General features: G+C 68.9%; 7 protein-coding genes and 1 pseudogene. 6 read left to right on the forward strand and 2 right to left on the reverse strand.

Annotated elements, in window-relative coordinates; genetic code table 11:
• Positions 1–15: 15 nt before the first annotated feature.
• Positions 16–2,934 (reverse strand): hypothetical protein, encoded by a 2,919-nt coding sequence (locus ABZZ79_RS31865; protein ID WP_356694721.1) that lies wholly within the window; start codon positions 2,932–2,934, stop codon positions 16–18.
• A 995-nt stretch (positions 2,935–3,929) separates the two neighbouring features.
• Between ABZZ79_RS31865 and ABZZ79_RS31870 the strand changes: the two genes are divergently transcribed.
• From ABZZ79_RS31870 to ABZZ79_RS31890, 5 genes are all read left to right on the forward strand, one after another.
• Positions 3,930–4,139 (forward strand): hypothetical protein, encoded by a 210-nt coding sequence (locus ABZZ79_RS31870; RefSeq protein ID WP_356694723.1) that lies wholly within the window; start codon positions 3,930–3,932, stop codon positions 4,137–4,139.
• Positions 4,140–4,174: 35 nt separating this feature from the next.
• Positions 4,175–5,974, forward strand: a complete 1,800-nt coding sequence (locus ABZZ79_RS31875; protein WP_356694725.1) for a hypothetical protein — start codon at positions 4,175–4,177, stop codon at positions 5,972–5,974.
• Positions 5,975–6,311: 337 nt separating this feature from the next.
• Positions 6,312–7,514, forward strand: coding sequence for a low temperature requirement protein A (locus ABZZ79_RS31880; RefSeq protein WP_356694727.1), 1,203 nt, complete (start codon positions 6,312–6,314; stop codon positions 7,512–7,514).
• Between the two features lie 853 nt (positions 7,515–8,367).
• Positions 8,368–8,853 carry a DUF2975 domain-containing protein gene (locus tag ABZZ79_RS31885; RefSeq protein ID WP_356694729.1) on the forward strand — a complete coding sequence of 162 codons (486 nt, stop codon included), beginning with the start codon at positions 8,368–8,370 and terminating at the stop codon, positions 8,851–8,853.
• The gene (locus ABZZ79_RS31890; RefSeq protein ID WP_356694731.1) at positions 8,853–9,074 is read left to right on the forward strand and encodes a helix-turn-helix transcriptional regulator; all 222 of its coding nucleotides are present in this window, start codon (positions 8,853–8,855) and stop codon (positions 9,072–9,074) included. The genes ABZZ79_RS31885 and ABZZ79_RS31890 overlap by 1 nt, the downstream gene beginning before the upstream one ends.
• A gap of 353 nt (positions 9,075–9,427) precedes the next feature.
• Here the strand turns inward: ABZZ79_RS31890 and ABZZ79_RS31895 are convergent, their stop codons facing one another.
• The gene (locus ABZZ79_RS31895; protein ID WP_356694733.1) at positions 9,428–10,981 is read right to left on the reverse strand and encodes a M28 family peptidase; all 1,554 of its coding nucleotides are present in this window, start codon (positions 10,979–10,981) and stop codon (positions 9,428–9,430) included.
• 802 nt (positions 10,982–11,783) lie between these two features.
• Between ABZZ79_RS31895 and ABZZ79_RS31900 the strand changes: the two are divergent.
• Positions 11,784–11,876, forward strand: a pseudogene (locus ABZZ79_RS31900) (IS5/IS1182 family transposase); the annotation flags it as partial.
• Positions 11,877–12,078 lie beyond the last annotated feature (202 nt).

The raw sequence follows: 12,078 nt of genomic DNA on the forward strand, positions 1-12,078 counted from the left end.
CGCCTCCCGAGAGGACTACTGGGCGAACGCCAGGCAGTGGTCCTCCCAGTGCGTGTCCTTGTCGAAGCAGTCCACGAAGGTGGGGTCGCCCGACCCGCCGGAGAAGCTCCGTTCCAGAGTGAGCGAGACCGACTTGCTGAAGAACGCGATCTTCACGCTCACCGTGAGGGTGCCTCTGCCCCGCACCACCGAGTTGCCGCCGTCGTTCTGATAGGTGAGCTCCAGGTAGAACTCGACGGAGACGGTGATGATGCCCAGGACCGTCAGGAAGCCGTTGCACCGCAGATATCCGCCGACGGTGACGCTGTCGCCCTTGAGGACGAAACGGATGCCGGCCATGATCGACACTCCGCCGCTGGCCACGCCGAGGTTGAGGGCCGCGCTGCCGCCGAACTCGATGGCTCCCTCGGCCTCCTTGATGCCGTCGGAGTCGACCAGCATCGAGAAGTAGCCGCCGCCGCCGAACAGGGAAACGGTCACGTTGAAGGGGCGCTGCCGTTCGGAGACCGAGAAACGGAAGGAGACCCTGCCGGTGTCGTCGAAGGGAATGTTCAGTTCTGCCGACAACGACACGTTCGACAGCGTGAAGACGCCCGCCCCGATGGCCGGCAGGGCGAGTGTGTAACCGGTACGGATACCGGTGCTCCGCACGTCCACGAACGCACCGGAGCCGAAGGCGTCGGCGGGCAGGGCGCTGCGCAGCGTGTTGATGAACCTGAGGTCGCCCAGGAACGCCAGTTCCAGCCCGGACGCCGATACGTCCGGCTTGTTGCCGGGCGCGGCCCTGAAGCGCAGGTCGGCGATCTGAACCCGGGCGACTCCGGCGAGTTCCAGGGCGACGTCGCGCAGTCGGCCCTCCACGTAGGAACGCTGGCCGGCGTCCTTGGCGGTGACCGTCCGGGCGTCCAGCGTCAGCACCGAGCGGGAAACGTCCAGGACCTCCTCGGGCGGTTGGCCCGGGCCGGGATTCGCCAGTCTGGTCTTCCACACGTAGCGCAGTTCCTTGCCCGCTCCGTCCGCCAGGTCGCGCAGGCGCAGCACGGGCACCGGAAGCAGGCCCTCGGCGTCGTCCAGGATGCCCTGGATCTCGCTGTCACCCAGTTGCTTCAGCCGGTCGAGGTCCGGGGTGGCAATGTCCGCTATCAGTTTGCCCAGGTCGACGAAGCCGAGCAGTTTCGCGGCTCCGAACGCCTTCCTGATGTCGTCCATGGGCGCAGCGATGATCTTTCCGGTTCCGGCTTCGGTACGGAAGGTGTCGGGGACGACGCCCGCCTGGGTGGTGATCACCTTGAGGGCGGCGTTGGGCCGGGCGAGCCCGCCCGCCTTGTCCGCCCCGAAGGCGAGGTCGACAGGGGTCTTGAGGTCGAGGTAGGCACCTGCCGGGTGTCCGGCCATGGTCCGGTCGAGATAGGTGTCGTTGAAGACGACGGGCACGTCTCCCGGCGTGGGCGTGAACTGGTCGACGGCGGGCACCCGCACCTTCGCTCCGGACACGGTGAGCAGGCCGGCCAGAGGATGCTGACCTCCGGCGGTCCTGGTGCTCATGCCGAAGGTCAGTGTGCCGACCGCGTGGGCGGTGCTGCCGGGAGCGTCGGCCGGCGGCTGCGCCATGGCCAACACCTGGCCGTGCAGCGACGGGTTGAGGCGCTTGCTGTCCTGAGCCTCCTGTGTGTACAGCGCCTGCAGCGCCGTGGCGTCATCGGCCCGCGAGGCGGGGACGAACACCAGCGGCGCGGTGAACGTGACCGCGCGCCCCTCATGGTCGATGCCGATCAACGTGAACTCGTAGTCGCCCTGGGAGTCCTCCAACTCCACCCAGAACGGTTCGTCGGCCTTCGGCTGCCCCCTGCTGTCGCGCTGCTCGATGCGCTTGATCGGCGGGGTGACCCGGTCGGTGATGCGCAGAGAGCGGAAGGGCAGCTCTCGTCCGTCGTGCGGGAAGCCGGTACTCGCCCCGTACTGGACCTCCGGTTCCCGGACGACGATGCGGTCCTCAACCTGCAAGTAGGCCACGATGCCGTCGTCCGGGCGGGCGACGAACAGCCGCTTGATCTCGTGTACCAGCAGGGCCGGCTGCCCGGGGCACAGGAAGCCGCGGGTGACGACCCGGACGAACTGGTCCCGCCCCAGGCCGCTGATGTGGTCGTACGCCACCAGATCCGCGCTGTGCCTGCCGATTTCTTTGAGCTGGGCGCCGGCGGCCGGGGCCAGGTCCGCCCAGGCGCCGTGCAGGTGGGTCGAGGCGCCCAGAGGCGTGACGATGAACTGTTCGGCGTGCAGCGGCGCACTGGGGATGTCGACGGGCGCGCCCGCCGTGTCGATGAGCTCGGTCCGGCTGGTGAGGGTGACCAGGTCCTCCCGGTTCGCCTCGGACAGCGGGACGTCCGCCGGGACCGGGGTCCTGCCCTCGGCCCGTGCGAAGGCTCGCAGCAGTGTGTCGCCGTTCTGTGTGCCATGCAGCAGGGCGTGCCACAGCGCGGTGCGGCCGTCCGAGCTGTGGGGGGCCGGCCGGCAGGCCCAGTCCACGGGCTCGTCGTAGGTGAGCAGCAGGCGGGTGGGGAATTCGAGGACGCTTCGGGGAAGGCCGTCGAAGACGGTGGTGCCCGGCTGGTCGGGGCTCGGGCGGTCGACCGGCACGGTGATCGGCACCAGACGTTCCCAGTCGAGCAGAGCGGCCAGAGACAGGTCCAGGCTCTCGATGTCGGCGGGTACCGAGAAGACGAGCTGGGACGCGCCGGCGGCGAACGACTTCACGGAGGGCCGTGCGGGCGTCGTCGGTCCCATCTTCAAAGGGACTTCTTCCATTACGTGCTGGGGAGGCAGTCCCACCAGGATCAACGTCGGGTCGGCCGGCACCCGCCGCACCAGGCGGTGGCCGTCGAAGCGGAGGTTGACCAGACTGATGTCGAGGACGAGCATGTCCGCCGGGCGCACGACGCGGAACGGACCGAGGTCACCGTCGTCGGGAACGGGACGGGGATCCTCGGGGCGGCCGGGGCGCGGGTGATGGTCCGAGCCCCCGGAATGTGAGCCACCGTCAGGTCCGTGCTCCTGGCCGCCGTCCGGTCCGTGCTCACGGCCGCCGTCCGGACGCGAGGAATGGTCGGGTCGTCCGCCAAATCCATGCCCGGGACCCCCGCCGAAGCTGTGCCCGGGGCCGCCATGGCCGTTGCCGTGTCGGCGCCGCAACTGCTGCCGGTGTCTGTGCGAGACAGGCGGATTGTGGAGAGTAGTCATGACGAACCCCTCATCAGAGGGAAGTGAAGGCGCCGGGATCAGACGGTCCGCACGGAATCGCCTCTCTCTTCATGCTGACGCGAACGGACGAACATCACCACTGGGCGCGTCAATTGCCGGCCGGGACGTTCTGGAAGGGCGGCGCGACGCCGAACAGATCCTCGGGCCACCGCTCCCGCTCGGCCCGGTACGGGGGCCGCAGCCGCCCGCTCCGGCGGTACTGCGTCGATGGCCACCAGTTCGCCCACCAGCGCCGAGCGCCGAGGCTGCGTCTGCCGTTCAGTGGCTGGTGACCGGACTGCCGGAGACGGCCGGTGCCGACTCGACTGCCGTGCTCTGACGGTACGAGACCGTTGTCAGCGCGACGTCATTACGTCGTCATCGGCACGGGCTCGTCCCTGGCCGTGGGCGGGCCTCGACGGCAGTGGCAAACTGCTGCGCCACGCAGCGGCGGGCCCTGGTCGGGTTCGTGGCCGTCACCGCTTCTGGCCTGCCGCCATGGCTGCTGGACGGTGCCAGTGGAGTAACGCCGTGCTGACGCCACGGCAGTACCTTCGAACCGAACGAATGGAATGGTCCGGACGGTACCTGCAGCCCGGGAACGCCCCGCGCGGGCAATCCCGGACAAGGGCACTGACAGTGGCGTGAGGTGCACGTTCAGTCGCACCACGTTCCGGTGGAGGAGTACGCCAATGGCCGACAAGCGATCCGTCGACGCACGCAAGGCCCTCGACTTCCTGCAGTCGAGCGGCCTGGTAGATCTGAAGACGCCGCTCGAAACGGTGGTGTCCAACGCGAGCAAACTCGAGGAGGTAGCCGGGTACGTGCTCGCCTGGGAGAGGTACGTCCTCGTCGTCTCGAACGAACTCGACCAGCTTTCTGATCCCATCGCACGCGGCTGACTTTCCCGAGTGAGCCGATGGGTGCCTGGAGTGGTGTGGCGGCAACGCCCGCCGAAGTCGATCCGCCCGAGGTGCGGTGCGCGGTGGAAGCCAGGGCGATCGCCTGGCTGGCCGCGCGCCGGACCCGGTTCGATCCCGAGCGGGCCGAGGAAGCGGGAGTGCTGTTCGCCCGCAAAGCTCTCGTCGAGCTCGCCTTGCTGGTCGGCCTGCGAGCGCGGCTGGACCCCAGCCCGCTGGACCCGGACTTCGGCCTCCTGCTGGACCAGGTCGCAGACGTGGCAGGCCGGGCCTCGTACCGCGAGCTCGTGGTACGCGACGAGGGAGCTCTGCTCCTCTACGCCGGGACGTACGCCGCGCTGCGGCTCTGCGGGCGCGAGGATCCCGAGTTCCGCCGGGCCATCGAGCAGGCGGTTTCCGGTAGGTACGCCACGTGCTTCGAACGCATCCCCTATCGGCAGCTGGATCTGCTCCACACCCTGGAACTGGCCGGCGTCGACCATACGCTGCCGACGGTGGATGCGGTCCTTCCCCACACGCTGCTGTGCGCGGACCCTTCGGCGTTCAAGCTGGCTGACCGTGACATCTACGCGATCACGCACACCGTGTTCTACGCCACCGACTTCGGTCTGCGGACGCCGAATTGGCCGAACGGGTTCGATTCGGCTCGCGCTGTGGGACTGCTCGAAGCCCTGCTCGTGCTCTGCCGCCGCCGGGGCAACGCGGACCTGGTCGCGGAGCTGGTGTGCTCCTTGTTCTGTCTAGGAGTGCGTGACTCCGCCGAGGCTGACCGTGCATGGACGTTTCTGGTCGATGTACAGGAAGCTGACGGCCGAGTGGACGGGCCCGACGGGGTGGTTCATCCCAAGCTGGGAGAAGGAGACGTCGAGTACCAGAAATGGGCCACCGGTTACCACACCACGATCGTAACGGCCCTGGCCTGTCTGCTCGCCCGAAGCCCGGTCCTCACGCAACGCCCCCGGCCGACGGCGCCCCTACCCGCCGACACGAACGGGCTTGAGGAAGCTCTGCGCCGCTCGGTGGTCTGGCTCTCCGAGGCGTCCCTGACCGACGCGGCCGACTCAGGACTGCCTCAAGCCGCGGCGGCGGCGCGTGGCGCCAGGGCGCTGGGCCGACTCGACCTCGTCGAACCGGCGCTTTCCGCTCTGGCAGGGCACTTCGACGCCGCACCCGATCAGCTGTGGGTGCGTCACGGAGTGGAGGTTGTCGCCGAGTTCGCGCGGGGCCTGGACGGGCTTGGCCTCGCCTGTGACTCGCTGGAGCGGTTCCTCACGAGCACGGCCGCGGCGCTGCGCGAGGTATGCGTCGTGCCTGCGGACGCCAGTGCGGGCATTCGCTGCCTTGTCGACCTGGGCGTGTTGGCCGCCGACCACGGAGCCGCACTGCTGGCCTCGGTCACCCATGCGCCGCCGGACACTGATGGCGTCGCCGCGGGGCTGGTCGCCCTGCGGATCGCACAGCGTGCCGACCAGGTCCCCCACCCCCGTGCCGCTGACGGCGCATCCTGGCGCCCTGTGGCCGAGCGTCTCGCGGCTGCGCTCCCGGCTGCCTACCGGAACTATCAGCTCGGGGAGATGGCAGCCCTTGTGCGTGCTTTGACAATCCTCGGCTGGGGCGAGCACCGGCTCACACGGGACGCCGCTGCCTTCCTCCTGTCTCAGCAGACCCCGACAGGCGCTGTCGGCTATCCGGCCCGCGACGGCGGCAACGATCGGGCCAGGGCTCAGCGGGCCTGGACCCAGAGTTGTGTCATCGCCCTGGCCGAGCTGATCACCCCGCGCCCGCTCGGACAGATGGCGTGCCGTCGTGTGGCGTAGGGGATCGTGGCTGAGGCAACTGTTCACCAACGCCCCTGTTGACCAGGCGTGCTGGGGAGATCAGACAGCCGCTGTGGGGCTGGAAGTGCGCCTCGACGTGCGCAGAGCGGATGGAAGTCGACGAGTGCGGTGGCGGCTCGATCAGTCGAGCCCTGAGCCATGTCCTCACGCGGCCGACCGCGACCGTCCTGCCTGGCCGACCCTTCGCCCCGCTCCTGCGTCCGCAGATCCCCTGCGGGGCCCGCCGTAACGGTGGCGGACCGTCAGTCGTCAACTGCCCTGTCCGGTGTGGGTATTGTTCCGTACGTGGGCGGTGGGCCGCTCTGGAGGGGGAGCTGTGGGGACGAGCAGTGAGGGGTCGCGGCTGGTCGCGACCGAGGGCGGCCATCGGGTGACACCGGCCGAGCTCTTTTTCGATCTGGTGTTCGTGTATGCGATCACGCAGGTCACGGCGTTGATGGCGGCCGACCCGAGCGGGCTTCGGCTGCTCGGCGGGATGGTCGCGATGGCGCTGCTGTGGTGGTGCTGGTGCTGTTTCGCCTGGCTCGGGAACGTGGTGCGGGCCGACTCCGGCGCGATGTTCACCGTGCTGGTGTCCGTCATGGCTGTCGTCCTGATCGTGTCGCTGACGGTGCCCGAGCTCTATGCCGATGCGCCCGGCGGGCTGCCCGCCCCGCTGGTCTTCGTCGTCTGCTACGGCGCCGTCCGCGTCCTTCATCTGGTTACGTACTGGCTGTCCGACCCCACCGATCAGGCCCTCCGCCATGTCCTGCGCCGCACGGCCCTGTTCTCGGTGGCTCCGCCCTTCGCCCTGCTCCTCGTGGGGGCGGCCTTCACCGGCATGACCCAGACCCTGATCTGGCTCGCCGCGGTGGCCATCGACTACCTGGGCATCTTCCTCACCGGAAAGTCGGGCTGGCGGGTCGCTTCCCCCGGCCACTTCGCCGAACGCCACGGCCTGATCGTCATCATCGCCCTCGGCGAGTCGATCGTCGCCATCGGCGTCGGCGTGTCCGGCTTCCCGCTGAGCACTCCCGTCGTAGGCGCCGCCGCGCTGGGACTGCTCGTCTCGGCAGGCTTGTGGCGCCTGTACTTCCGTCAGGTCGCCGAGCCGGCCGAGCACAGGCTGACCGCCCTGACCGGCGACGACCGCACCCGGCTGGCCCGTGACGCCTACACCTTCCTCCACCTTCCGCTGGTGGCCGGAGTCGTCATCACGGCCCTTGGTATGAAGAAGGCCCTGCAACAGGTCGCCGACACCCACCACTACGACCTGGCCGAACCTCTGCACGGGGTCGTCGCCTGGGCCCTGCCCGGAGGCGTCGGTGTGTTCCTCCTCGCCTCGGCCGCCCTGCTGCTGCGCACCGCGAACCACCGTTCCCCGGTCCTTCTCGTCGGCGCGGGCGTCTGTCTCGTCGCCGGACCCGCTGTCACCCTCGTCCCGTCCCTCGTCGCCCTGGCCTTCCTGGCCGCGCTGGTGACGGCCCTGGTCCTCGTCCAGGATTCCGGGGCTCGGCCCCGTGTGACCGCTACCGGCTGAGGCCCGGACGGGCCGGCCCACAGTGGCGTGTCCCCGCTCGGCCCGGACCGGCTGAGAGGGTCCGGCGCGTACGCAGACCGGCATGGGTGATCGTACTCAGCCGGTGCGATGATCAGACATCGGCGCACCCCCTTGAGGTCCCGCCGACGGGCGTACACCTCATCTGTCCAGCACGCTCCGTGAGCAAGCCCGGTCGTCCACGCGGGTGCTACGACACGCTGCCGGGCGAGCGGATCGGACGAGAAGAGGTCCGCCCGGCAAGCGGACGGCAGGGTCAGCGTTTCTTGGTCTTCTTCAGTTGCGGGGGAGTCCAGTCGCCTCGGTGCAGCTGGCAGCGGGAGTAGCCGATCATCGCCGGCTTCTGGCACCGTTTGCCGGTCTTGGTTTCGGTCGACCCGCACTTGACCTGCTTACCCATTCGTCCTCCCGGTCCGGTCGAGGTGTCCCGTGTCGAATCCATCGTCACCGGGCTGAGGAGCTCATTGCACTCCTCGTGACCTCATTCGGCCGATTCAATCTCCTTGATGCCTGAATCATGGCATTTCCATCTCCAAGTCGATCAATGCGGAAGAGTCGCTGTCACCTCCGTGCGGGACGGCCCCCGGCGGGTCCGCAATCGGGCGTTTCCGGGAACGGCCCGCGTCCCGGCAGTGGAAACAAGAACCCGCAGAGGGTGGCGTATCGAGGTCGCCGAGTCGGGGTGCGTCAGCGGTACGCCATCGCCGCACGGCCGCGCTGTGAGACCCCGAGCCGGGTCGCCTACGCGCGCACGCCGCCCACTTGACGCCCTAACTCTTGTCACATCTATCGAGAATCAATAGATTTACATTGCAACTCGATAGAAGAAGGAGCCATGGGAAAGTTGGTAGTGCACGCGCTTCGCGCTGTGCTCGTGGTGGGGCTCGCCGGCACGGTGTTCGTACAGGCGTTGATGGTATGGGCGTTGGCCACCGACCCGGAGGACGGGACGCTTCCACTGACCCCGATCCGCGTGATCGTGATCCTGGGCGGTGGGACGGTCCAGGTCGTCCTGGTCTGCGTATGGCGGCTGGTGACGATGGTGCGGCGCGGAACCGTGTTCTCGCACGCCGCCTTCCGGTACGTGGACGTCGCGATCGGCGCGATTGTGGCGGCCGGCCTCCTGGTGTTCGCGCTCGCGGCCTTCATGGCACAGGGCCCGGAGATGGAGCCGCCCGGGATCCTCTTCATCGGCGGGCTCGGCGTGACGGCCCTGGGCGTGGCGCTCATCGTCCTCGTGCTGCGGATGCTGCTGGCCCAGGCCGTGGCGCGCGACGTCGAGGCGACGCACATGCAGGCCGAGCTGTCCGAGGTGATCTGATGCCGATCACCGTCGACATCGACGTGATGCTGGCCAGGCGGAAGATGTCCGTGGGCGAACTCGCGGACCGCATCGGGATCACCCCCGCCAACCTCGCCGTGCTCAAGAACGGCCGTGCCAAGGCGGTGCGCTTCACCACGCTCGCCGCACTCTGCGAGGTCCTCGAATGCCAGCCGGGCGACCTGCTGCGCTGGGAGGCCCAGGCCACCGCGGACGGATGAAGGGACTCAGGGCGGGCGTGAAGGTGCCCGCTCCCCGCCGCCGGCGCAGGGAGACCGGGGCGCCCTGCTTCCCGGCCGGGTGGGATGCTCAGAGGCCGGCCAGGGCTGGGCGGCGGCGAGGATGAGGCCGGTCAGCCGCTGACGCCGCCGCGAGCCAGGTCCTGGGGTCGCAGGGGCTGCACCCCGGTGGTCCGTGTGCGCGGCCGGGGCCCGGGCCGGGTGTCGATGGCAGGCATGATCGTCCTGCGGGGCGTTCATCGAAGCGAACGCGGACTGGCTCAGCAGCGCCCACGGGCTCCCTGGCCCGCAGTGCGGCCCCTGGCGGGGGCCGCACCGTGCGGGCCGGGGGATTGTTACTCGGTCACGTGCTCGTGGCCGTCGTGCAGGCCGCCGCCGCTGCCGGAGTCACCGTCCGTCGGGACGGAGTCCACCGGCCTGGTGAGCGGGGCGAGGTCGTACGCGTAGTGGCCGACCGCGTCGGCGATGACGTCGACGTTGACGTCGAACGCCCGCATGTTGATGTTGTCGATGTCGTCACCGGGGGCGTGGTAGTTCACGTCGTACGCCACACCCGCCTGGCCGCCGAACTTCACGGCCTGCGCCTCGGTCTTGATGCCCTCCGCGCCGGTGAAGGTGCCGCCGGAGGGGATGCCGACCTCGATGAACGGGCCGTAGTCGGAGCGGCCGCTGAAGTCGGTGCCTTCGTGCGGGATGTTCTTCGAGTCGAGGAAGTCGTTGATGCCCTTCTCCAGCTGGGCCGAGCCCTCGGGGCCGGGGCCGGCGCCGGTGCTGTCCGAGTCGTCGCCGTCGTAGACGAAGTAGGCGGCGTTCGGCGAGGCGATCATGTCGAAGTTCAGGTAGAGCTTGATCTGCTTCTTCTGCTCTTCCGTCAGCGAGGCGACGTACGCCTCCGAGCCCAGCAGTCCGAACTCCTCGGCCGACCACCAGGCGAACTTCACCTTGTTCCTGACCTTGTCCTGAGACTTGGCCAGCTTCAGCGCGACCTGGAGGATGCCGGCCGAGCCGGAGCCGTTGTCGTTGATGCCCGGGCCTTCGGAGACCGAGTCCAGGTGAGCTCCGAGGAAGACGGTGTCGGCCGCGTCGCCGCCGCGGGTCTCCGCAACGACGTTGAAGGTCCTGCGGTTCTCGCGCAGTTCGCGGATGTCGAGGGTGACCTTCACCGGGCCCTTCGCGGCCTCGGCGGCCAGGGCCTCGCCGTCCGCCTGGGTGATGCCGCCGGTGGGGATCTTTCCGGCGGTGGCATCGCCGATGGTGCCGTTGAGCTGGCCCGCGGTGTTGTTGTAGACGACGGCGCCGACCGCGCCCGCCGCGTGGGCGTTGGCCTGCTTGACGGCGAAAGTGCAGCCACCGCGCTTGATCAGGGCGATCCTGCCGGTGAAGGCACCGGCCGCGAAGTCGGCGGGCTCGCAGCCGTGGGTGTTGTCGGCGTCCACGGGGGCGACTGCCACGTCCGCGGTTACCCCGCCCTCGGGACCGCTGGCGGTGTACGTCATCAGCTGGATGGGGATGTCGCGCGGCGCGGGCGAGACCACGGCGAGGGACTCGGCGATCTCGTCGGTGTAGACGAAGTCGAACTCATGGCGGGAGAGCTGGTAACCGGCGGCCTTGAGTACCGCCTCGATGTAGGCGGCCGACTGCTCGTGGCCCTTCGAACCGGCCACCCGGGTGCTGCTGTTGTGGTCGGCTATGGCCTGGAAGACCTTGAGGTGGCGGAAGGCGTCCTTGGCCGTGGACTCCTTGACGAGTTTCCTGGCCAGTGCGTCGCCCCGGTTGGCCCAGCTCGGGTTGTCGGCTTCCGCGGTGGCGGGCCCGGCGAGGAGCAGAGGGGAGACGAGTGCGGCGGCGGCCAGGGTGGCGGTCGCCGCCGCGCTACGACGTGCGGGCATAGAGGTCCTCTCACTGCAGGTCGATGGATCGATCGACAGTCGGAAGAACGCGCTCAACGGGATGAGGTTGAGGCACGTTAACCCTGTGATGGCTCGCTGCCAAGGAGAAGACCCGAACTAATTGGGGTGCCCGAATTCTCGGCTGAGGAGCCGTCAAGAAACAGCACCGGCTGGGGCGGGCACAAGGGAGTGCTCTGAGCGCACGCGCTGTTCGCCGTCGTACGCCGCCTCGGCCGCGGCTGGGAAATCCCACCGGCCCGATTGCAACTCTTCGGGGCGGTGAGAGGTCACCCTTCTTCGATCACGCGTCGAAGAAGGAGGACACACAGATGTCTGTTCCCCAGCCGACATCGCCAGCCCTTCACCGAACATCGGTCTGGAGCACGAGCGTTCTACCTGGCCGACCCTCGGATCGATGCGCCGGATGGGATGTCCAGGGCCTGTTGGGAAATCCACGGCTCCTGTCGCAGAGCGGCAAGTCGTTCGGAGAGAGTGCACTGGGGGTGCGACCTGCCCTGCGGCTACCGCGCACCCTTCTGGGCCGTAGCCGGGTCTGAAGGGGAAAGCAGGTCGTAGAAAGAAGGACGTCGTGGACGAGGTTCTGGTGAAGGCCGTGCAGTGGGGTTCTCGCGGTGTCGTGCTCGCCTTCGAGTGCATCAGCCCTGCTCGCTGACTTCGAGAGCTTCCGGCGCGGCGTTCGAAATAACCGCCGCTAAGGGCTGTCCGGCAACCGTGGTTGCGGACAGCCGCAGCCGTGGTCAGGTGCTCGGTTCCTCCACAGATGCCCCTCTTCCAGGGTGGGAAGACTTTGCGCGACTGCCGCCTGAAAGGCGCCGGTGTCCACCACGCGATGCCCGGCATCGCCCGCCTCCACAACCTCGCCCTCACCGGCTGACCGCGAGACGAGCGTGCCTGAGGCGCCTGTCGGCCCCGAGCCTGTCGCGATGGTCCCGGCCCTGCACCTCTACGCGGGAGGAATCGGCGCTCAAGGTGAGCGGCGCCAGTTCGGGAGCCGATCTCGATGATCTGCGGGTCACGCTTGGACATGCCGGCGATGTGGTCCGTCGTGACCGTGCGCTCGCTGTCGGTGAGTGCGT

The organism is Streptomyces sp. NPDC006458 (assembly GCF_040612135.1).
In the GTDB taxonomy this organism is placed as follows: domain Bacteria; phylum Actinomycetota; class Actinomycetes; order Streptomycetales; family Streptomycetaceae; genus Streptomyces.